Annotated in this window: 20 protein-coding genes; 10 read left to right on the top strand and 10 right to left on the bottom strand. The window is 63.6% G+C overall.

Features of this window, described 5'->3' with window-relative positions; all coding sequences use genetic code 11:
* The first annotated feature begins 19 nt into the window (after positions 1–19).
* On the top strand, positions 20–1,444 hold the full coding sequence (locus tag V3587_RS08120; RefSeq protein WP_370333980.1) for an RNA polymerase sigma factor: 1,425 nt from the start codon (positions 20–22) through the stop codon (positions 1,442–1,444).
* Between the two features lie 69 nt (positions 1,445–1,513).
* On the opposite strand, the gene V3587_RS08115 is transcribed toward V3587_RS08120, so the two are convergent.
* The 4 genes from V3587_RS08115 to V3587_RS08100 all read right to left on the bottom strand — a co-directional run bounded on the left by V3587_RS08115 (position 1,514) and on the right by V3587_RS08100 (position 4,471).
* Positions 1,514–2,323 carry a tyrosine-protein phosphatase gene (locus V3587_RS08115; protein WP_283376343.1) on the bottom strand — a complete coding sequence of 270 codons (810 nt, stop codon included), beginning with the start codon at positions 2,321–2,323 and terminating at the stop codon, positions 1,514–1,516.
* Between the two features lie 21 nt (positions 2,324–2,344).
* Positions 2,345–3,517 carry a cation:proton antiporter gene (locus V3587_RS08110; RefSeq protein ID WP_003943778.1) on the bottom strand — a complete coding sequence of 391 codons (1,173 nt, stop codon included), beginning with the start codon at positions 3,515–3,517 and terminating at the stop codon, positions 2,345–2,347.
* A gap of 7 nt (positions 3,518–3,524) precedes the next feature.
* Positions 3,525–4,007, bottom strand: a complete 483-nt coding sequence (locus V3587_RS08105) for a cation:proton antiporter regulatory subunit (protein WP_021344116.1) — start codon at positions 4,005–4,007, stop codon at positions 3,525–3,527.
* Between the two features lie 86 nt (positions 4,008–4,093).
* Positions 4,094–4,471 (bottom strand): DUF952 domain-containing protein, encoded by a 378-nt coding sequence (locus V3587_RS08100; RefSeq protein WP_124569734.1) that lies wholly within the window; start codon positions 4,469–4,471, stop codon positions 4,094–4,096.
* Positions 4,472–4,705: 234 nt separating this feature from the next.
* On the opposite strand from V3587_RS08100, the gene V3587_RS08095 reads away from it, so the two are divergent.
* The gene (locus tag V3587_RS08095; RefSeq protein ID WP_003942643.1) at positions 4,706–4,897 is read left to right on the top strand and encodes a DUF7455 domain-containing protein; all 192 of its coding nucleotides are present in this window, start codon (positions 4,706–4,708) and stop codon (positions 4,895–4,897) included.
* A 135-nt stretch (positions 4,898–5,032) separates the two neighbouring features.
* Here the strand turns inward: V3587_RS08095 and V3587_RS08090 are convergent, their stop codons facing one another.
* Positions 5,033–6,811, bottom strand: coding sequence for a DEAD/DEAH box helicase (locus tag V3587_RS08090; RefSeq protein ID WP_020907558.1), 1,779 nt, complete (start codon positions 6,809–6,811; stop codon positions 5,033–5,035).
* A gap of 256 nt (positions 6,812–7,067) precedes the next feature.
* Here V3587_RS08090 and V3587_RS08085 point away from each other — a divergent pair, with 256 nt between their 5' ends.
* Positions 7,068–8,315 (top strand): YihY/virulence factor BrkB family protein, encoded by a 1,248-nt coding sequence (locus V3587_RS08085; RefSeq protein WP_235172127.1) that lies wholly within the window; start codon positions 7,068–7,070, stop codon positions 8,313–8,315.
* Here the strand turns inward: V3587_RS08085 and V3587_RS08080 are convergent.
* Positions 8,288–8,524: a DUF3039 domain-containing protein gene (locus V3587_RS08080; RefSeq protein ID WP_003942602.1), complete on the bottom strand. Its 237-nt coding sequence runs from the start codon at positions 8,522–8,524 to the stop codon at positions 8,288–8,290. The two genes, V3587_RS08085 and V3587_RS08080, sit on opposite strands and share 28 nt — an antisense overlap.
* 83 nt (positions 8,525–8,607) lie before the next feature.
* Between V3587_RS08080 and V3587_RS08075 the strand changes: the two genes are divergently transcribed.
* The 3 genes from V3587_RS08075 (at position 8,608) to V3587_RS08065 (ending at position 11,624) form a co-directional block, all read left to right on the top strand.
* On the top strand, positions 8,608–8,967 hold the full coding sequence (locus V3587_RS08075; RefSeq protein ID WP_003942638.1) for a DUF3099 domain-containing protein: 360 nt from the start codon (positions 8,608–8,610) through the stop codon (positions 8,965–8,967).
* A gap of 26 nt (positions 8,968–8,993) precedes the next feature.
* The gene (locus tag V3587_RS08070) at positions 8,994–10,493 is read left to right on the top strand and encodes a DUF7782 domain-containing protein (RefSeq protein WP_235172126.1); all 1,500 of its coding nucleotides are present in this window, start codon (positions 8,994–8,996) and stop codon (positions 10,491–10,493) included.
* 159 nt (positions 10,494–10,652) lie between these two features.
* Positions 10,653–11,624 (top strand): sigma-70 family RNA polymerase sigma factor, encoded by a 972-nt coding sequence (locus V3587_RS08065; RefSeq protein ID WP_003942639.1) that lies wholly within the window; start codon positions 10,653–10,655, stop codon positions 11,622–11,624.
* Between the two features lie 142 nt (positions 11,625–11,766).
* On the opposite strand, the gene V3587_RS08060 is transcribed toward V3587_RS08065, so the two are convergent.
* Both V3587_RS08060 and V3587_RS08055 read right to left on the bottom strand, forming a co-directional pair.
* Complete coding sequence (locus tag V3587_RS08060) at positions 11,767–14,472, bottom strand: bifunctional acetate--CoA ligase family protein/GNAT family N-acetyltransferase (RefSeq protein WP_283376342.1); 2,706 nt, start codon at positions 14,470–14,472, stop codon at positions 11,767–11,769.
* Positions 14,465–15,736, bottom strand: a complete 1,272-nt coding sequence (locus V3587_RS08055; protein WP_003942159.1) for an acetoin utilization protein AcuC — start codon at positions 15,734–15,736, stop codon at positions 14,465–14,467. Before V3587_RS08055 ends, V3587_RS08060 begins: the two co-directional genes overlap by 8 nt.
* A gap of 176 nt (positions 15,737–15,912) precedes the next feature.
* On the opposite strand from V3587_RS08055, the gene V3587_RS08050 reads away from it, so the two are divergent.
* Positions 15,913–16,599: a metal-dependent transcriptional regulator gene (locus tag V3587_RS08050; RefSeq protein WP_003942150.1), complete on the top strand. Its 687-nt coding sequence runs from the start codon at positions 15,913–15,915 to the stop codon at positions 16,597–16,599.
* A gap of 11 nt (positions 16,600–16,610) precedes the next feature.
* Positions 16,611–17,600 (top strand): UDP-glucose 4-epimerase GalE, encoded by a 990-nt coding sequence (galE, locus tag V3587_RS08045; protein WP_283376341.1) that lies wholly within the window; start codon positions 16,611–16,613, stop codon positions 17,598–17,600.
* Here galE and V3587_RS08040 read toward each other — a convergent pair.
* Entirely contained in the window at positions 17,597–18,724 is a 1,128-nt protein-coding gene (locus V3587_RS08040) for a DUF4192 domain-containing protein (protein ID WP_283376340.1), read from the bottom strand. The two genes, galE and V3587_RS08040, sit on opposite strands and share 4 nt — an antisense overlap.
* Before the next feature lie 155 nt (positions 18,725–18,879).
* Complete coding sequence (locus tag V3587_RS08035; RefSeq protein WP_124569738.1) at positions 18,880–19,635, bottom strand: sensor domain-containing protein; 756 nt, start codon at positions 19,633–19,635, stop codon at positions 18,880–18,882.
* Positions 19,636–19,990: 355 nt separating this feature from the next.
* On the opposite strand from V3587_RS08035, the gene V3587_RS08030 reads away from it, so the two are divergent.
* Both V3587_RS08030 and V3587_RS08025 read left to right on the top strand, forming a co-directional pair.
* Complete coding sequence (locus V3587_RS08030; RefSeq protein WP_283376339.1) at positions 19,991–20,950, top strand: proteasome assembly chaperone family protein; 960 nt, start codon at positions 19,991–19,993, stop codon at positions 20,948–20,950.
* Positions 20,951–21,131: 181 nt separating this feature from the next.
* Positions 21,132–22,169, top strand: a complete 1,038-nt coding sequence (locus V3587_RS08025; protein ID WP_007732813.1) for an alpha/beta fold hydrolase — start codon at positions 21,132–21,134, stop codon at positions 22,167–22,169.
* Positions 22,170–22,190 lie beyond the last annotated feature (21 nt).

Below are 22,190 nucleotides of genomic sequence, written 5' to 3'. Positions count from 1 at the left end.
TGCGCGCCGGCCAACAACCATTGACCTCTCCGCCGGATCACCACTCTGGCGTGACGCCGCACGACACCGTCACGAAAGGGCGTACGTGGCAGCCACCGATACACGTCAGACTGCTGATTCTCCATCAGAGTCAGAGCCACAATCTCCAGCCGTGGAGGCGGCCACCGTCACCGCTCCGGCAGCCAAGAAGGCTCCGGCGAAAAAGGCCCCCGCCAAGAAGGCAGCAGCAAAGAAGGCTCCGGCCAAGAAAGCTCCGGCCAAGAAGGCAGCAGCTAAGAAGGCCAGCCCCAAGAAGGCCGGCGATCCTGACGCCGAAGACGGCGATGTCGAGTTGGAAGACATCGACATCACGGACGGCGACCTTGCCGAGGTCGAGTCCGATGTCGTCGAGGTCGTAGCAGTCGGCGAAGACGAAGAGACCGCTGCAGAGCCGTCCGAGAAGGACAAGGCTTCCGGCGACTTCGTCTGGGACGAGGAAGAGTCCGAAGCTCTCCGTCAGGCACGCAAGGATGCCGAACTGACGGCGTCCGCCGACTCGGTTCGCGCTTACCTCAAGCAGATCGGCAAGGTCGCACTCCTCAACGCCGAAGAGGAAGTCGAACTGGCCAAGCGCATCGAAGCAGGCCTCTACGCTGTGCAGATCATGCAGGACCTCGCCGACAAGGGCGAGAAGTTGCCTGCGGCTCAGCGACGCGACATGAGCTGGATCTGCCGCGACGGCAACCGTGCCAAGAACCACCTCCTCGAGGCCAACCTTCGCCTGGTCGTCTCGCTGGCCAAGCGCTACACGGGCCGTGGCATGGCGTTCCTGGACCTCATCCAGGAAGGCAACCTCGGTCTGATCCGTGCAGTCGAGAAGTTCGACTACACCAAGGGTTACAAGTTCTCGACCTACGCCACGTGGTGGATCCGTCAGGCCATCACCCGCGCAATGGCCGACCAGGCTCGCACCATCCGCATCCCGGTGCACATGGTCGAGGTCATCAACAAGCTCGGCCGTATCCAGCGTGAGCTGCTCCAGGACCTGGGCCGTGAGCCCACGCCGGAAGAGCTCGCCAAGGAAATGGACATCACGCCGGAAAAGGTGCTGGAAATCCAGCAGTACGCGCGTGAGCCGATCTCTCTCGACCAGACCATCGGCGACGAGGGCGACAGCCAGCTCGGTGACTTCATCGAGGACTCCGAAGCTGTAGTCGCAGTCGACGCCGTCTCGTTCACCTTGCTGCAGGATCAGCTGCAGTCGGTACTCGAGACGCTGTCCGAGCGCGAAGCCGGCGTGGTTCGCCTCCGCTTCGGTCTCACCGACGGTCAGCCGAGGACTTTAGACGAAATCGGACAGGTCTACGGCGTCACGCGTGAGCGTATCCGCCAGATCGAATCGAAGACGATGTCGAAGCTGCGCCACCCGTCGCGTTCGCAGGTTCTGCGCGACTACCTCGACTAGTCACACCAGTTACGCGCAGAAGAGCCGCTCTCCGGATTTCCGGAGAGCGGCTCTTCTGCGTTTGCCGCCTCAGACCAAGAGTGTGTCCCGGAGTTGTGCGAGATCGTCCTCGCTCAACTGCAGACCGTCCCGGACGTAGTTGTCGAAGTTGCCGTACACCCGATCCACCGTGGCGAAAGACGTGTCCAGCCAGGACTGTTCGACGCCGTCGATGAACGCGCTCCCCGTGCGAGGTCCGGTGAGGTACTGATTGCTGAGCATGTAGTCGGTATTCACATCCGAGCGACTCACGCCGAGGACGGTCAGGAGAACTGCAGTCATCCAGCCGGTACGGTCCTTGCCCGCCGAGCAGTGGTAGAGGACTGCACCGTCAGTGTCCGCGACGTTCACCAGTGCGTCGTGGAATGCGCGGCTCGCCCCCGGATCGGTCACCATCAACGCGTACATCGTCGGCATGTCCACCAGCGCCGGGAGGTTGGCGGGGTTGGTTCCGACGACGTCGAACCAGTTGCTTCGCGCCCCGCTCGGAATACGGTCCTGCGAGAGCGTCCGCTCGACGACCGTGCGGAAGTCGTCGACCGATTCCACTCCGCGTTCGCTCAACGACGCGAGATCCGACGGTGTCAGCTTGTCGAGGGCATTCGAGCGAAACACCTTCCCCCACCGAACGGTCTGCCCGTCCTCGGTGACGTAGCCGCCGATGTCACGCGCGTTCGACGCACCCTCGAGGTGCAGCGATCGATCCGCGGCAACCTGCGCAGCTGAGGGTCCGGCTTGTTCGAGCGTGGGAATTCCACCGGCAAGCGCCGGTACCGGAGCGCACGAGAGGATCACCGCGCACAGGACTGTCGCGGCGGGACGGGCGATTCTGTTCGACATCCGGACAGGATAGGGCCGCATTCAGGACTTCGTACGAACCTTGATGTACAACGAGGCAACGGGTTCGATAACTCTTGCCGCCACCGGACCGATCACGGCCATCAAGAGCACGTAAGCCGTTGCCAATGCGGCAAGTTCGGCGTCGACGGCACCCGCGGACACCGCCAGCCCGGCGATGATGATGGAGAACTCACCGCGGGCGATCAGAGCAGCACCGGCACGCGCCTGACCCATTCGCGCGACACCCTGACGTCTGGCCGCCCAGGCTCCGGTGATCAGCTTCGTGATCGCGGTCACGACGGCCAGAATCGCCGCCCACCCGAGGACGGGCGGAATGGAACTGGGATCGGTGTTGAGACCGAAGACCACGAAGAACATCGCGGCGAACAGATCTCGTAGGGGCTCGAGCACGCGACTGGCGTTGTGCGCCGTCGATCCCGAGATCGCGATACCGAGGAGGAACGCACCCACCGCCGCCGACACCTGCATCGCAGAGCTGATACCGGCAACCAACAGTGCGGCACCGAGCAGCTTGAGCAGCAGCGTCTCGCTGTCGGGGCTGTCGAGGAGTGCGGAGACGTACCGTCCGTATCGCAGAGCCACAACGAGAACCACAGTGATGACCAGCAACGAGATTCCGACCGCTTCGAGCCCGCCCATGAAGCTGACGCCCGCCAGCATTGCGGTCAGAATCGGCAGGTACAGCGCCATTGCCAGGTCTTCGAACACCAGAATCGACAGCACGACCGGTGTTTCGCGGTTACCGAGGCGCCCCAGGTCGCTGAGCACCTTGGCGATGATTCCCGAAGACGAGATGTAGGTGACGCCGGCCATGACCGTCGCCCCCACGACGCCCCAGCCGAGAATCAAGCCGACCACCGCGCCGGGAGTCGCATTGAGGACGATGTCGACGATGCCCGCTACCCGTGAGCGTTTGAGACCGGTGACGAGCTCGGCCGCCGTGTATTCGAGCCCCAACAGCAGCAAGAGCAGGACGATCCCGATCTCACTTGCCAGATGGGAGAACTCGCCGATGTCGCCGAGCTGGATGAAACCGCCCTGTCCGAAGCACAGGCCGCCGATCAGATAGAACGGGATCGGCGACATGCCGACGCGAGCAGCGAGCCGTCCGAGCAGTCCGAGCGCGAAGAAGACCGCGCCGAGTTCGATCAGTGCGAGGGTGGTTGTGTCCACGCGCCAGTCAGCCGTTGGCCAAGATTTTTGCCGCTGCGGCCAAACCGTCCGGCGTTCCGACTGCGACGAGGAGGTCTCCCCCGGTGAAGGTGAAGTCGGGGTTCGGCGACGGGCTCACCTGTCCCGCGCGCATGACGGCGACGATGGAGACCCCGGTACGGGTGCGCATGCCGGTGTCCCCGAGTGTCTGCCCGTCGTAGCGCGACCCGTCCTTGATGTAGAGCTGTTTGGTTCGAATTCCCGGAAGGTCACGGTGCTCTTCTTCGAGCTGTGCAACCAGCTGTGGGGCACCCAGGAGATTGCTGAGCGCTGCCGCTTCCTCGGTGGTCAGAGGCAGTGAGGCAGCACACGCGTCAGGGTCGTCTGCCTTGGACACGATGAGATCGGTATGACCGTCCCGATGGGTGACGACACCCACGCGACGACCGGAAGACAGAACAAAATCCTTGCGCGTCCCGATCCCCGGTAGTGGGGTGACTTCTACGTTCATATACCAACGGTAGCGCCGATCGGCGACCCGCATCGCGTGAGGGCCGTAATCCGCCGAACGCAGTCCACGGCGGGCGAATCGGCGAACTACCGAACCGGCGCAAACACGCCGTTCGCGTCCGGAAGATACTCGACGACAGCGGTGACGGCTGCGGCCGGAATCGGGGCGTACAAATGCGGGAATCGCATCGATTCCGGGTCCGAGGGAACACCTGGTTCGTACTTCACCTCACCGCCGAGCAAGGCCGGATCGATGGCGAGAAGCACGATGTCGTCCCGGCCGGCGAAGATCCGATTCGCCGGGAGATGAACTTGCGCCGGAGTCGACATGTGAACAAAGCCCTCGGCCTCGAATCCGTCGGGGATGCGTTCACCGATCTGTTGTGCCCGAGCCCATTCCTCGCGCGTGCACATGTGGAGCAACTCGACGCTCGCGTCGACAAGTGGTTCGCGTCCGGGGTTCATCAGCCCAGAATATCGGGCTGAGGTCGGCGATCCGAATCAGCTGTCAGCGAACAATCTTCACCGGAGAATGCCTGCCCAGCGCATTTCCAGTGAGACACAACACTAAGAAACGCCTTCGGGAACAACCCGTAAACCCCAAACGTCTGTAAGAGTGGATCTACCGCGCCATTCCGACGCGGCGGACCAGGCCCCAGGCACGCGGCCCGAATGCCGCAAAGCCAGTACGGAGGAGTCATGCCCGGAACACTGACCAGCCCACAGTTGACCGCTGCCGACCGGTGCGACCGGTGCGGTGCCGGAGCACGCGTACGCGCTGTGCTTCCCACCGGCGGCGAGCTTCTCTTCTGTGGACACCACGCAACCGAACACGCGGATCGACTTCGCGAGATGAATGCCGTCGTCTCCGAAAGCGAACCCGCAATCTGACCTGTCAGCCGGGGGTGGCCTCTTCACGAGGCGCGCCATGAACGCCAGAACGGGCGATCACATTCACTGTGATCGCCCGTTCTGCCGTCCAGGGGTCCTCTGTCGTTCACGGGCCCTGGAGGAGCGTTTCGGCTGCTACCAGCTGCGGAGAATCGCGATGCGCTCGGTCAGCTGATCGACAGTCGCGATGGCCGTCGGCGGGCCGCCGCACACTCGGCGCAGTTCCGCGTGAATGATGCCGTGCGGCTTACCGGTGCGGTGAACGTTCATCGCCACCAACCCGTTGAGCTCCTTGCGGAGCGCACCGAGCTGATCTGCCGTGGCCGCTCGATCGGATACCACTGCCGCCGTCGGTTGCGGGGCGGCAGCCTTGGCAGAGTTGGCCTCGACCTGCGTCTGCTGACGTTGACGCAGCAACGCCCGCATCTGATCGGCGTCGAGTAGGCCGGGGAGTCCGAGGTAGTCTGCTTCCTCGTCACTTCCGGCGAATGTCGCGGTACCGAAGGACGATCCGTCGTAGATCACCTGGTCGAGTTCGGCGTCGGCGCCCAGGGATGTGAACGCCTTCTCCTCCTCGCCCAGCTCGTCCTTCTGCTTGTTCGCATCGGCGAGCAGGTCGTCTTCGAGGCCGTCCTTCTCACGATGCGGCTTCCCGAGTACGTGGTCACGCTGGGCCTCGAGCTGCGCGGCAAGGTCGAGAAGCACCGGCACCGACGGCAGGAAGACGCTGGCAGTTTCGCCCTTACGCCGTGAACGCACGAAGCGCCCGATCGCCTGAGCAAAGTACAGCGGGGTGGACGCGCTGGTCGCGTACACGCCGACCGCCAGGCGAGGAACGTCGACGCCCTCGGACACCATGCGGACCGCGACCATCCATTTCTGGTCGCTCGCACCGAATTCGGCGATTCGCTTGGACGCGGTGGGGTCGTCGGACAGCACGACGGCCGGTTGTTCGCCGGTGATCGCGGTGAGTGCCTTCGCATACTCACGGGCGACAGTCTGGTCGGTTGCGATGACAAGTCCGCCGGCATCGGGCATACCGGTACTGCGCAGCTGCGCCAAACGGGTGTCTGCTGCTTGCAGCACGGCAGGAATCCAGTCCCCGGCAGGGTCCAAGGCCGTACGCCAGGCGCGAGTCGTCTGCTCGGCGCTCAGCGGCTCGCCGAGGCGAGCCGTGAATTCCTCGCCCGCGTTGTTTCGCCACCGCGCTTCGCCCGAATAGGCGAGAAACACGACGGGTCGAACCACGCCGTCCTTGAGTGCATCCGAATATCCGTAGGAGTGATCGGCTTTCGAGCGGAGCAGGCCTTCCTTGTCGGGCTCGTACTCGACGAAAGGAATAGCGCTGTCGTCACTGCGGAACGGGGTTCCGGTCAGTGCGAGACGCCTGGTCGCGTCGCCGAACGCCTCACGAATGGCGTCGCCCCAACTCTTGGCGTCGCCGCCGTGGTGGATCTCGTCGAGGATGACCAGCGTCTTGCGGCCCTCGGTGCGCACGCGATGCTTCGACGGGTGCGAGGCAACCTGGGCGTAGGTCAGCACGACGCCGTGATAGTCACTCGAGGTCTGGCCGGTCGAGTTGGAGAACCGCGAGTCCAATGCCAGTCCGGAGCGCTGAGCGGACTCCGCCCACTGGTGCTTGAGGTGCTCGGTCGGCGCCACGACGGTTATCTGGTCGACCGTCCGGTCGCGGAGCAATTCCGAAGCTACCCGCAGAGCGAAGGTGGTCTTACCTGCTCCCGGAGTTGCGACTGCCAGAAAGTCACGGGGACTGCTGGAAAGGTATTTGGTCAGTGCACGGCGCTGCCATGCACGAAGGGAACCGGTAGGGGCGCCAGGTTGGGTTCCCGCGGATTGAGCTCCGGCGGGTTCGGGCGAATTGCCGAACTCGGCTGCCACGGTCTCAGACGTCATAGGCCGCGCCTCCACTGGAATCGCACTGTTGTCTCGCGCTCCTCGAATTTTCATCAATGTCCGGCGACGAGCCTAGCCGTCGCCACCGACGAAAGCCGCACTCGAAGCGCGTACTCATGGCCGTTCTCACTCCGGCCGGCGAGGTTTCGCTGCTCTCGCATCCTGCCGACCTGCACGCGAATTGTCTCAGAAATGTGCGACACGTCGGCGCCATGGTTGGGCAACCGGGTGTGTCGTCAGGGATGCTGGAGACATCATGAGTGAAGCGCGAGGCGAGAAGTCGAGCGGAAGTGATCTGCACCACCGCAGATGGCATCCGCTACGCCGCACCGGGCAGTTGATCGGTCGAACCCTGAGCAAGGCCTGGGACGATTCCATCTTCGGAAAGGCGGCTACGGCCGCGTTCTGGCAAACGCTGTCACTGGCTCCCCTGCTGCTCGGTCTTCTCGGAATGATCGGCTATATCGGTGGGTGGTTCGGACCCAACACCGTCGAGATCATCGAATCCAAGATCGTCACGTTCAGCGGGACGATCTTCAGCGAAAGCGTCGTCGACCAGATCATCCGTCCGACAGTGACGGACGTGCTCCAGCGCGGACGACCGGAGATCATCTCGGTCGGCTTCCTGCTCTCACTGTGGGCGGGGTCGTCGGCGATCAGTACGTTCGTCGACTCGATCGTGGAGGCACACGGTCAGCAGGATGCCCGCAATCCCATCTGGCAGCGCATCTTCGCCCTGCTGCTCTACGTGATGTTCCTGGTGATGGCGGTGTTCATCCTCCCGCTGGTAGCACTGGGCCCGACGCTCGTCGGGCGCGCACTACCCGCATCCTGGTATGTGGTCGGATCGAATCTGGTCGACACGTTCTACTACCCCGCAGTCGGCCTGCTGGTGATCATCGGCCTCACGACGCTCTACAAGGTCGCTCTGCCGAAGTCGCTGCCGTGGCATCGGCTCCTCGCCGGCGCTCTGGTCGCCGGTGTGTTCTTCATGGCTGCGAGCACCGGATTGCGCTGGTACCTGGGATTCGTCACCAGCACCGGCTACACGTACGGAGCGTTGGCAACGCCGATCGCCTTTCTGCTCTTCACGTTCTTCCTCGGTTTCGCCGTCGTGCTCGGCGCCGAGTTCAACGCGACCGTGCAGGAGTTCTGGCCGGCTCGAGCCACCCGGATGGAGCAGATGCGAGAGTGGCTCGCGGCTCAGAAGACCGACGACGAAACCGGCCCGGTCACCAACCTGACCTGGCACCTGGCCACCAGCCCGATCCGCATCTCGGGCGACAAAGCGGATCCGGCCACTGTCCCCTCGTACGGGCGGCCGCGCAGCAGACAAACGGAGTCGCGACAGAACTCCTGCGTCGACCAGGATCCCTGCGACAACCCGCAGGCAGACGCGAAGAGCCCGGCGGCCGACTGCGTCGAGGCTGTCGATCCGCCGAGCTCTGGAAGTACTGCCGCTCGCGTGACCCGAGGTCAGTCGCCCTTACGGAGTCCTTCGTAAATCTTCTTGCAGTCCGGGCACACCGGTGATCCCGGCTTGGCGGACTTCGTCACGGGAAACACCTCACCGCACAGCGCGACGACATGGGTTCCCATGACGGCGCTCTCGGCGATCTTGTTCTTCTTCACGTAGTGGAAGAACTTCGGGGTGTCGTCGTCGGTCGTTTCGTCGGTGGAGACGTCGGGACGTTCCTTGGTTTGAGTGCTCACCCCTCCAATAATGCCGTCTCCGTCACAGCGGTGCGACCCACGGGTCGTGTGCAATTGTCGGCCGAGAGTGGAACAGTGGAGTCATGGCACGAAATGGCGCGTTCGGCAGGTCCGACGAGGCCGGGACTCCCGACAATCCCGTACTGATCACCGAAGCGCAGCAGTCCGTCGAAGAACAGCACAAAGCCCGAGTGCGCAAGTACATGATCATCATGTCCTTCCGGTTCCCGGCGTTGATCCTCGCGGCGATCGCGTACGGCATCTGGGCCAACGCCTGGATCTCGATGCTCATCATCGGTGCATCCATTCCGCTTCCCTGGATCGCCGTCCTGATCGCCAACGACCGACCACCGCGCACCAAGGACGAACCGAGTCGATACGACGGGCGAAAGAAGACCGCAGGCGAGATCGAATCCGCGACGCACCACACCATCGAAGGCTGACAAGTTCCGCCTGCGAGAATGACGGGGTGAGAAGCGAAACGCTCCTGTCCATCACCCCTGCGCTGCGTGAGGCTCTGCTTCGCAATCGATTCGACACGGGAACCATGCTCGAGGCATTGGGTCCCGAAGTTCACGCCGCTCTCGGCCGAAGTGAGCCGGTACCCGTGCGCCGCGCCACCCGGGAACTCGGGGATCTGGGCGTTCTCGTCAGACTGTTCCTTCTCGCCGATGATTGCCCCGCGGGCGACGTCGCCGCGGCGCTGGCTCCACTGACGATTGCGCAGTGTGTCGACGCCGGTCTGCTCGAAGGTGAGAACTTCGACAGTGAGAATCCGCTCGTGCGGGCCGCGGTCGATCTTCGTCCCATCGATGTCGGCGACGGCGATCGTTGGGTGATCTCGGATCTCGACGGCGGAATCCGTCCCAAGAAGGCCACGGCCGATCACGTGCTGGGAGTCGGGCACGCGTCACTGTCCTTGCTACAGGCCACGCCCACCGCGAAGGTCGGCAGCGTGCTCGACCTCGGTACCGGATGCGGCATCCAAGCCCTGCACGCGAACACGTACGCCGATTCGGTCACCGCAACCGACATCAATCAACGCGCCGTCGACCTCACGGCAGCAACCATGGCCCTCAACGGACTGGACGTCGAACTGCTTCAAGGCTCCTGGTTCGAACCCGTCGAGGGTCGAACTTTCGACCAGGTGGTCGCCAATCCCCCGTTTGTCGTCGGCGAGGCACGCGTGCATCACACGTACCGCGATTCCGGCCTCGATCTCGACGGTGCGAGCGAATTGATGATCTCGCGCTCGATCGACTATCTGAACCCCGGCGGCACGGCAGCACTGTTGGCATCGTGGGTGCACATCGAAGGACAGGACTGGCGTTCGCGGATCGCGTCGTGGCTGCCGGCGCATGGCGTCGACGCCTGGGTGGTGCAGCGCGACGTGGCGGATCCAGCTCTGTACGTCGGTACGTGGCTCAAGGACGGCGGGCAGGATCCGCGAGATCCGGAAACGGCATCGAGAGCAAATGCCTGGCTGGATCACCTCGAAGAAGCCGATGTCGAGGGCGTCGGCTTCGGTTTCGTGTTCCTTCGCCGCACCGACTCCCCCACCGACCTGATGGCCGAGGACCTCATGCACGGCTTCTCGGACCCGCTCGGGGCCGAGGCGCTCGCATACTTCGACCGTCTTGCCTGGTTGCGTGAACACGACGTCCTCGAGGAACGATTCGTTCTCGATTCGGACACCGCACTCGAACGCGTCTACCTCCCCGGCGACGAGGGATGGCGGCCGGTCGTCACCCGCGTGCACCGCGGAAACGGACCGCATTGGCAACACGAGATCGACGAACTGGGCGCTGCGCTGCTGGCCGGCCTTCGAGCGGATGGACTGGTGGTCGACGAGCTGATCGAACTTCTCGCCGCGGCGAACGACGAAGACCCGGACCAACTACGTGAGGCCGTCGTCACATTGCTGGTCTCGCTCGTCCGGCACGGGTTGGTGCTTCCCGTCACGAACTGAGTTCCCGGTGAGTTGCAGATTTTTGTGTTCTCAGCAACTTCTCAGGACGACTGTGAAATAACTGCAGGTCACGGCGATTTAGCGGAAATCGGCACGGGAACTTTCCCGGAACTCTCACACGTTGAACTGTGTGAGAGACCGCCGATAGGGAGGCAAGTCATGACAAGCCCCAGCACCACTACTCGCATTCGTCCGAGCGCCGCAGATCTGGACGCCCAGAGCCCGGCCGCAGACCTGGTCCGCGTCTACCTGAACGGGATCGGTCGTACTGCACTGCTGACAGCAGCAGACGAGGTCGAACTGGCGAAGCGAATCGAAGCGGGGCTGTATGCCAGCCACGTTCTTGCCACGGGAAAGCGCCTGACAGTCGCCAAGAAGAGGGATCTCGCAACAATCGTTCGCGAGGGACAGTCGGCGCGTAGCCACCTCCTGGAAGCGAACCTGCGACTCGTCGTGTCGCTGGCCAAGCGCTACACCGGCCGCGGCATGCCGCTCCTCGATCTCATTCAAGAAGGCAACCTCGGACTCATCCGTGCCATGGAGAAGTTCGACTACGCCAAGGGCTTCAAGTTCTCGACGTACGCCACCTGGTGGATCCGTCAGGCGATCACCCGCGGAATGGCTGATCAGAGCCGCACCATCCGGCTCCCAGTCCACCTCGTGGAGCAGGTGAACAAGCTCGCACGCATCAAGCGCGAACTGCACCAGCAGCTCGGACGCGAAGCGACCGACGACGAGTTGGCCGAAGAGTCGGGCATCCCGGCCCACAAGATCGCGGACCTGCTCGATCACAGCCGTGACCCGGTAAGCCTCGACATGCCGGTCGGTAACGACGAAGAAGCGCCGTTGGGCGACTTCATCGAAGATTCCGAGGCGACTTCGGCGGAGAACGCCGTCATCGCCGGTCTGCTGCACAGCGATGTGCGCAGCGTGCTCGGGACCCTCGACGAGCGAGAGCAGCAGGTCATCCGACTTCGCTACGGTCTCGACGACGGCCAGCCTCGCACCCTCGATCAGATCGGCAAGCTCTTCGGCCTCTCCCGTGAGCGGGTTCGTCAGATCGAGCGCGAGGTCATGGGCAAGCTCCGCGTCGGTGACCGCGCCGAGAAACTGCGGTCCTACGCAAGCTGATCAAACAACACAGCACGTGCGTCAGCGCGCCACACCACTCGCGCTGACGCACCGCACAAAGCACCGGCCACCGCTACTTCCCTCCCCCTCGGGAATGTGCGGTGGCCGGTGTTGTTCGCTGTGTCCATCTCGAACGCTGTGACTACCGCAACCGTCTGGGCCCCAGGTCGATTGCGCTCGGCTCGGGCCCTATGCGTACTCGCGAATCGGTGATCTCCGCGCCGGTAGCCGAAGCGAGTACCGGCTCACAGGCCAGTTCGCGGACTTCCGGAACGTCGTCGGCCAGCGCCGAGATGCGCTGGACCAGATCAACCAAGGCACCCTTGTTGACCGGAACGGCGTTTCGATATCCGGAGAGCAGCGGCGCAGCCTTGGGTGCGTCGATCAACTCCGTAGCAGCGTCTTCGGTGAGTGGCAGTACGCGATAGGCACGGTCCCCGAGGAGGTCGGAGATCACACCGGCGAGGCCGAACGAGATCAGCGAACCGAACGACGGGTCGTCTTGGACTCCGACCACACACCCGATGCCCTTGGTTGCCATTTTCTGCACGTGCAGCAGCGGTTCACCCGACGCGGCCGCAAGATCTCGGTAAGCGAGGCGTACCGATTCCGGTCCACTCAGATCCAGCCTGACGCCGCCCAGATCCGGTCGGTGGCGCCACATTTCGCCGGTTGCCTTGACCGCGACCGGATAGCCGACAGCATTCGCTGCCTCGACAGCTTCGTCTTCGCTCAGGACCGAACGGAATTCGACGACCGCGACCCCGTAGCACTCGAGAAGAGCGGCTGCTTCCACGTCCGACAGCCAACGGCCAGAAGAGTTCTCGAGCCAGTCGGCCACCATCTTCTGGGCTCGCTCGGAGTCGATCCCTGCCGGGCGAACAACCTTCGACGCCGGCTTGCTGCGCCACTCCGCGTAACGCCAAGCCCTCGCCAACGCCAGTGCGGCGCGCTCCGGCCCCGGGTAGGACGGCACCGAACCGCGGGTCGGGTTACCGACTTCGTCGCGGACCGCAAGGACGTCCGGCACACCCTCGGCTGCGAGGAAGGTCGTGAGAATCGGCTTGTCCGAGCCCGCGACGGCGTCTTTGAGTGCTTTCGCGAACGGCTCGACCGGAATGGCAACCGGAGGAACGAAGACGGCGATGACGGCGTCGACGTCGAACGAGGCCAACGCGTCACGCACGGCGGTAGCGAACAGCTCCGGACTGGCCTGTGCGCCAAGGTCGACCGGGTCGCTGACCTGCAATCCTTCACTGCGGGCAGCGTCCGCGGCAAGGACACCGAGCGCGGTGGAGTTGCCGATGACTGCAAGCCGTGGACCGGCCGGCAACGGCTGGTAGCCGAAGAGCAGTGCGCAGTCGAACAACTGAGAGATGGATCCGACTTGGATGACGCCGGCCTGTTCGAAGAGGGCCCGGACGATGGAATCGTCGATCTCGACTCCCGTGGCGGCGAGCACCGGCGGAACCGCGTGCCGACCGCTCTTGACCGCGACGATCGGCTTCTTGCGCGCAACTCGACGCGCGATGCGGGAGAACTTTCGTGGGTTGCCGAAGCTCTCCAGATAGAGAAGAACCACTTCGGTGGACTGGTCGGAATCCCAGTACTGCAGAAGGTCGTTGCCCGAGACGTCCGCACGGTTACCCGCAGAAACGAAGGCGGACAATCCGATTCGACTACGCGCGGCCTCGTCGAGAATGGCGATACCGAGCGCGCCGGACTGACAGAAGAAGCCGACGTTGCCTGCCACCGGCAAGACCGGCGCCAGCGTCGCATTCAACGAAATCGCCGGGTCGTTGTTCGCGACACCCAGGGCGTTCGGACCGATGAGGCGCATTCCGTGAGCACGTGCCGCGTGGACCAGTTTGCGTTCGGACGACCGTCCGTCCGGACCACTCTCACTGAAGCCGGACGAGACCACCACCAGCGCTTTGACGCCCTTGTCGAGGCAGTCGTCGAGAACCGAATTGATCGATTCCGCAGGTACAGCCACGACGGCCAGATCGACGTCGTCGGGGATGTCACGAACCGTCGGATATGCCCGAACACCGTGCACCGAACGATGCTCCGCGTTGACGGGATAGACCGGTCCGGTGAATCCGCCGCGCAGCAGGTTGGTCAACACCGCGTTACCCACCTTGGCCGGGTCCGCCGACGCGCCGATCACTGCCACCGATCGTGGACTCAGCACGTTTCCCATGCTGCGGGCCTCAGCTGCCCGCTCCCGCGAATTACGTACCGAAACAAGCGCTTCCGTCGGGTCGATCGCGAATTCGAGTCGCAGCACGCCACCGTCGAACGAGCGGCTCACCTGATAACCCGCCTCACGGAACACCGTCACCATGTTCCGGTTCTCGGAGAGGACCTCGGCGACGAACATCGTCAGACCGTTCTCGGCCGCTGCTGCTGCCAGGTATTCGAGCAGGATCGGGCCGAGGCCGCGCCCCTGGTGTGCGTCGGCGACGACGAAGGCGACCTCGGCAGACTTCCCGTCACCGACGTCGAGGAGGCGCTCGTATCGCCCCACCGCGATGATCTCGTCGCCGAGCATCATCACGAACGCGACGCGGTTGTGGTGGTCGACCGTCGTGAAGTTCTTGACGTCGCGCGCCGACATCGTGGGGTACGGGCCGAAATACCGCAGGTAACGGGTGCGCTCGGAGAGCTTGCCGTGGAATTCGACGAGTTTGTCCGCGTCCTCGGGAACGATGGGTCGCAGCGCCACCGCGCCGCCGTCGGAGGCGAGAACATCGACTACCCACGAATGGGGATAGGTGTGAGCGGGGTCGGTCTTCGGCGCCTGCTCACTCGCGCCGCCGGCATCGGTATCGGACTGTTCAGTCACGGGGATCCTCCGGGTCGAGTCCGAGTAGCGGGAACGAAGCGCGGCGTGTGGCGATGATCGCCGAGTCGATTCGGGTGAGTGCACGGTCCACCGACGCGACGCCTGTCTCCGGTGTACCACCCGGGCCGTCCCACGGTGTGTAGGCGACATCGCCGCCGTCACCCATGGTCGGCGGGAGGTCGACGCTCGGTGCCCGCAGTTTCGTCGATTCCTTCCAGTCCTCGGGGACAGCGGTGTCGACGTCGATCTCGCGATCGAGTGCGGCCGCGATCAGGTGAGTCCATGCCCTGGGCACGACGCGAACCAGTCCGTATCCCCCACCACCGACCGCCAGCCACCGTCCTTCGGAGTAGCGGTCGGCGAGATCGCGCATTGCCAGGAACGCCGCACGCTGACCGTCGACGGTGAGGGCGAGGTCCGCGAGCGGGTCCTCGCGGTGCGAGTCCACACCGCACTGACTGATGATGATCTGCGGGCGGAAGGCTGCAATGGCTCCCGGAACGACGGCGTGAAAAGCACGCAGCCACAACGCGTCGACGGTCCCGGGAAGCACCGGGATGTTCACCGCTGTACCTTCGGCCGCGCCGTCACCGACCTCGCTCGACCATCCGGTGTTGGGCCACAACGTCGCCGGATGCTGATGCAGCGAGACGGTGAGCACCCGAGGGTCCCCGAGGAACGCATGTTGCACACCGTCGCCGTGGTGAGCGTCGACGTCGATGTAGGCGATGCGGTCGTAGCCGTTGTCGAGCAGCCACGAAATCGCAACAGCCGCATCGTTGTAGACGCAGAATCCCGAAGCCCAATCCGCCATCGCATGGTGCATGCCACCGCCGATGCTGACCGCACGCCTGGTACGCCCCGAAGCGATTTCCTGCGCTGCCGCCAGCGAGCCGCCGGCGAGGATGGCACTTGCCTCGTGCATGTGCGGGAAGACCGGGTTGTCCTCGGTACCGAGCCCGTGGGGAACATCCTGGCCGCTCACACCGTTGTTCGCAGAGTTACCCGCGTCTTTGACCGCTGCAAGATATGCCGGTGTGTGGATTCTGAGGAGGTCGGCATCGGACGCGGCACTCGGTTCGAGAAACTCGATTCCCTCGAGAAGTCCGAGGCTTCGCGAGAGTGCCATCGTGAGATCGAGGCGAGTGGGATTCATCGGGTGATCGGCGCTCCACCGATAGCTCAGGTACTCCGGACTCCACACCACGACTCGATTCGCTCGAGACGCCGCGGGGTCCCCGTCAGATCTGATCGACGCGGTCATGGGATCACGCTACTTCCTTCTCGTTTCGTGCTGCACACCACACTCGTGGCCCGCTACGGAGACCGAGATCGAGTGACACGAATCCAATTCGGACACGCGCTGGACTCGCCGCAGTGGAGGCGGCACCGGAACCACGAACTGAACGGTAGAATGATCAACTGACGAAGGGGTTGAGTGTGAAGGATCTAGTCGACACCACGGAGATGTATCTCCGGACGATCTACGACTTGGAAGAAGAGGGCGTAGTCCCACTCCGGGCGCGGATCGCCGAACGGCTCGAACAGAGCGGACCCACCGTCAGCCAGACAGTTGCGCGTATGGAGCGCGACGGCTTGCTGATGGTCGCCGGCGATCGACATCTGGAACTCACCGACAAGGGTCGCGATCTCGCGATCTCTGTCATGCGTAAGCACCGGCTGGCAGAGCGCCTGCTGGTGGACGTCATCGGTCTCAAATGGGAAGACGTACATGCCGAGGCATGCCGTTGGGAGCACGTGATGAGCGAGGAGGTCGAGCGTCGGCTCGTCGTCGTTCTGAACAACCCCACGACGTCGCCCTACGGCAACCCGATTCCGGGCTTGGACCAGTTGGGACTCGACGGCCCGGTTGCCACCACCGAAACGTTGGTGCGTCTGACCGATATTCCGCACGGCGCACAGACTGCGGTGGTCGTTCGGCGACTGGCCGAGCACGTGCAGTCCGATCCCGAGGTGATCGCGCAGCTGCGTGACGCCGGCGTCGTTCCCGACGCCAGGGTGACGGTCGAAACCCGTCCGGGCTCGGTGACCATCATCGTGCCGGGTCACAGCGGGTTCGACCTGTCCGAGGAAATGGCTCACGCCGTTCAGGTCAAGCAGGTCTGAGGAAGTAGTAGATGAAACTCCTGGTCACCGGCGGCGCCGGTTACGTCGGCAGTGTGTGCAGCACTGTGTTGCTCGAGCGTGGACACGAGGTTGTCGTCATCGACGACCTCTCCACGGGAAATGCCGACGCGGTGCCCGCCGGTGCCGAGTTCATCGAAGGGGACGTCGGGGCGCTGGCCGCCGAGGTCCTCGGTGGTGCGGGTTCACCCGTTTTCGACGGCGTACTGCATTTCGCAGCGCAGTCGTTGGTCGGCGAATCGGTGCTGCACCCCGAAAAGTACTGGCGCGGAAACGTCGTCACGACCATCGAGTTGCTCGAGGCGATCCGTCTCTCCGGCACTCCCCGGCTCGTGTTCTCTTCCACCGCCGCAACGTACGGCGAGCCGGAGCAGTCCCCCATCGTGGAAACGGCTCCGACCCGCCCTACCAATCCGTACGGCGCGACCAAGCTCGCGATCGATCATGCGATCACCTCGTACTCGATCGCCCACGGCCTGGGCGCGACCAGCTTGCGCTACTTCAACGTCGCGGGTGCGTACAAGTCCGCCGGCGAGAACCGGGTGATCGAAACCCACCTGATTCCACTCGTTCTGCAGGTCGCACTCGAGCAGCGAGACAAGATCTCGGTTTTCGGAACCGACTGGCCCACGCCGGACGGTACGGCAGTACGCGACTACATCCACGTGCTCGACCTCGCCGAAGCGCATCTACTGGCGCTCGAATCCTCGGTTCCCGGCGAGCACCGCATCTACAACCTGGGAAGTGGTGCCGGCTTCAGCGTGCGTGAGGTGATCGCTGCCTGTGCACGGGTCACCGGCTTGCCGATCAACGTCGAAGACGCGTCGCGACGCCTGGGCGATCCCGCGGTCCTCATCGCATCGAGCGACAAGGCGATTGCCGAGTTGGGTTGGACGCCCACGCGTACCGATCTCGACGTCATCGTCGCCGATGCGTGGCAGTTCCTCCAGGATCTGGGCGATCGCTCACACGCTGCTCGCTAGCTTCCGCTCGGCAGTGCCGGCGGCAAGCCGGCGATTCCGAGCGATTCCCCGATGGACAATCCGACGACCGCAAGGTCACGGATCCCGTCTGGGTGCACGCCGGATTGAAGGGACAAGTCCAGCAATCCGGCCAAGGTGTGTTCCGAATCGGCCGACAGTGCGACCGACAGCGCCACACCGGCCAGAGGGCCGTCACCGCGAACGTATGCAAAGAAACCGAGAAGTGTTGCCGGCCAAGCGCGTTCGGGACTAGGCACTTCATGGGTGAGCGCAAGCCACAATTGCTCGGCGGCCGCCGCAACTGACGTGATCGCCAGACCCAGCACCACGTCGCGCACGTGAACGTCCGTCAACGCAACCACAAGATCGGCGCATTCCTGCGGGTCAGGGTGATCTCCTCCCTCCACACGACGAATATGTTTCAGCACCAGATCGACCCGGTCCTGGACCGGGTCCTCGCCGTCGACTCCCCCTCCGTACATACCCGATTCCCTTCCGCTCGCGATCAGTTCCGCAATCACCTCGTGATTGCGAGCGGCACCGTGTACCCACCGGACCAGTTCCTCACGCGAACGGCGAATGACCCTCCCGCCCAACACCTGTGCCGCCGCAACCGACGAAGATGCCGGGTCGGGCAGAGTGCCCCGGTGAATCGAACGCGTGACGCTCGTCCACGGTTGGCCAGATTCTATTGCGGCCGTGCACAATACGTCAGCCAGCTCGACGCAGGTTCCGCCGAGCATGTCTTCGAATACCTCGGCCAGCTCGATGGTTTCATCGATCAGAGTTTCAGCTGCCGAGTAATCGGTGATCACCACGAGAACGACCGCACGCGCTCCTTCCCTGTCACACACGGAGGCGAACTGGCGCAGCGCTGCACTCATCTGCCTCGCGGGCTTTCCCCTGACACTGGGAAAGTAGTCGTGTCGCATCACCGGGCCGAGCGTCGAGGCGGAGATGCCCATCAGAGACAGCGCAACGACGGAGTTGGACGGATGAAATCCCAGGAGGGCGGGTATTGCCGTAATCAATTCGCCTGGATCGGAAACACGTTCGACGCATCCGAAAAGGGTGAGGTCGTCGTCGGAGAATTCGAATTCTCCCGGAAGAGGTGATGTGGTCATGCAGAGACCCTGGCCGATCACCCCGACGCCGCCATCCACTCGACCAGGGGAAACACCCACGTCGAAGTCGTCTGTGGATTACCGCGATTGTTGTGGACGAAGTGCCCCGACACAACGGGGCGATCCGATCCTTGTCGGACCCGTATGCTGCGGAATCACTTACCCGCTTTGACCTTCTGGACAGCGGCGGTGAATGCCTGATCCAGAGGTGCTGTCGACGGTGTCGCCGAACCGAACGTCATCAGTGTCGTCGCTACCCGCACGTCGCCGACCTGCGCGATCAACGTCAGCATCGTCTGATCGCCGGCTGCAGCTTTGGGGGAAACGACAGTGCGGCGCAGCGACATCGTCTTGTCGGCATCGATCGGCGAGGGCGGAAGAATTTCCGTCGTCACTGTTGTCGTGACGCCGTTCGCAGTGACGGTCATGGACGGGCACTGCCGAGTTTGCGCTTCCAACTCGTCCAGGGGTGCGTCGACCTTCGTGAGTTCGACCGAAATCGTTGCCCTCGTCGCATTGTCGGTCCCGACCGCCATCACGGTCCCGTTCGGACCGTAATCCTGTTCCGGTGGCTCACATTCGGATGGATCGACGGTGGCACCGCGTGGGACGCCGACCAGATCCGGCGCTGCCATCGGAACAGCCTGCGGGGGCAGGACAACAGCGCCGAAGGGCTCGGGAAATTCCTCGGGAGTCAGCAGAAGTTCGGACAACGGTGCCGCCGATTTCGGAGAGGTAGATTTCGGCGACGAGGATTTGGGGGCAGCCGTCGTACTCGGCGCCGCTGAGCCGCTGTCGGTCACACCGGCAGTCGCCGGCGCGGAGTCCGGAACGGGTGCTCCTTGGACCGACCCGGAGCAGCCCGCGAGTAGTGCAACGGCGGCCACTGCTGCAAGGGAGCTTGCGGCCACTCGCCTGGACGATCGTGGACACACCCGCATGTAAGCCTCCGCACTCGACCGATCCCGACAATCGACCAATCCATTTCGGACAAATCAGTCGTGCCGACCTTGTGTTCCACTCTGCCATGTCCGAAGCCGCGCACCCGACATCTACCGAACGCCCAGGACAAGTGTCGAAAAATACCGCTCGGCTTCGCTCTCGGCGAACGCCCGTCTCGTCGGATCGGGAATGATCGGTCACCGACTCGGTGTTCTTACCGATGAACGTCTGATCCAGTGCTGTCGGGCACCCGACTCCGATGCTGTCGAGCGTGCGCCGATAGTGGACACTTGAGATCAAGACCGAAGAGCGAAGGGGACTGCGATGGACGAACAGTCGAGGATGTACGAGCTGGAATTTCCGGCGCCCCAATTGGCGGCTGCCGACGGCCAGGGACCGATCCTGATTCACGGACTCGAGGGTTACTCCGACGCCGGTCACGCCGTGAAATTGGCGACGACGCATCTGCGGGAAAGCCTGGAAACCGAGCTTGTCGCGTCGTTTGCTGTCGACGAGCTGATCGACTACCGCTCGCGCCGACCGACGATGACGTTCAAGGCCGATCATTTCTCCGACTACGACGCTCCGGCGCTCAATCTGTATGCGCTGCGCGATACGGCCGGCACGCCCTTCCTGCTGCTTGCCGGGATGGAACCCGACCTCAAGTGGGAGCGGTTCACCACAGCCGTTCGTCTGTTGTCCGAACAGCTCGGTGTGCGTCGAACCATCGGGCTCAACGCCATTCCGATGGCAATCCCGCACACCCGACCGCTGGGCGTGACAGCACATTCGACCAACAAGGACCTGATCCAGGACCATCAGCGCTGGTCAGGTGAACTGCAGGTTCCCGGCAGCGCATCGTCATTGCTCGAGCTTCGTATGTCTCAACACGGGCACGAGGCGATGGGCTTCTCTGTTCACGTTCCCCACTACCTCGCGCAGACCGATTACCCCGGCGCCGCCGAGACTTTGCTCGAAAACGTGTCCGAGGTTTCGGAACTGGAACTTCCGCTGGCGGCACTGGGTGAGGCCGCGGCACGCGTTCGAGAACAGGTTAACGAGCACATAGCCGGAAACGAAGAAGTTCAGACTGTAGTCCACGCTTTGGAGCGGCAATACGACACTTTCGTGGCCGCCCAGGAACAGCAGTCGTCACTTCTAGCTGGAGAAGCCGACCTCCCCAGCGGCGACGAGATCGGGGCGGAGTTCGAAAAATTCCTGGCCGAACAGGCTGGGAACGACGACTTCGGCTCAGCTGGAGACGCCGGTCGAGGCGACATCTGACCAAAATGTGACGGGCGGGGCGCATAATTCGACATTGTGCGCATTCCGCAACCCCTCCGTTACCTGGGCTGTTGTTCAGGACACATCCGTCGGATAGCCTCGAACTCTGTGAGATTTTCGTTGACGGCTCAACAACTGGAGCAGACAGTCAACGTGGTCTCACGCTGAGCCAGGAGGCGACATGAGCAGACCACGGAACCGTCAGCTCCGACCGGTCCCCGACGAGGAACCTCGGATGATGTTCCGGACCATTCACGGCTACCGACGCGCATTTCGGATAGCCGGAGAGGGCCCGGCAGTACTGCTCCTGCACGGTATCGGCGACAACTCGTCGACGTGGACCGAGATCATTCCCCACCTCGCCAAGAAGTACACCGTCATCGCACCTGACCTGTTGGGTCACGGCCGCTCCGACAAGCCGCGCGCCGACTATTCGGTAGCCGCGTACGCCAACGGCATGCGTGATCTCCTGTCGACGCTCGGCATCGAGCACGTCACTGTCATCGGGCATTCACTCGGTGGCGGCGTCGCGATGCAGTTCTCCTACCAATTCCCACACATGGTGGATCGCCTCGTGCTGGTCTCGGCCGGTGGCGTCACCAAGGACGTCCACCCACTGCTGCGCCTCATGTCCGTTCCGGTGGTCAACGAGGTCGTCAAACTGCTCCGGATACCTGGAGCGATGCCGCTCGTCCGAATGGCCGGAAACCTTGCCGGCGTCGTGCACGGTTCAAATCTGCGTCCCGGCACCATGCTGCACGACACTCCCGACCTGATTCGTGTGCTCGCCGATCTCCCCGACCCCACGGCCTACGAGGCGTACCTTCGTACCCTGCGGGCGGTGGTGGACTGGCGCGGACAGGTCGTCACGATGCTCGACCGCTGTTATCTGACCGAGAATCTGCCCGTTCAACTGATCTGGGGCGACGACGACTCCGTCATTCCGGTCTCCCACGCGCACCTCGCGCATGCGGCCATGCCCAACTCCCGACTCGAAGTCTTCCGCGGCTCGGGCCACTTCCCGTTCCGCGACGATCCGATGCGTTTCCTGCAGATCGTCGAAGATTTTCTTTCCAGCACCGCACCACTCGTCTTCGACGAGGCCCGCTGGCGTCACATGCTGATCTCCGGGGTCGGCGAGAACACCATCACCGGAACGTCGTCCACCCGCATGGCGGTGCTCGACGCCATGGGCTCGGACGAGCGAAGCGCAACCTGATCCGCGGTTGCGGCTAGCCTG

Origin of the sequence: Rhodococcus sp. IEGM 1306, assembly GCF_036541985.1 — a bacterium.
Classification (GTDB): Bacteria; Actinomycetota; Actinomycetes; order Mycobacteriales; family Mycobacteriaceae; genus Rhodococcus_F; species Rhodococcus_F qingshengii.
The sequence above is the reverse complement of the archived record's forward strand: the minus strand, read 5'-3'. Positions and strand labels throughout refer to the sequence as shown.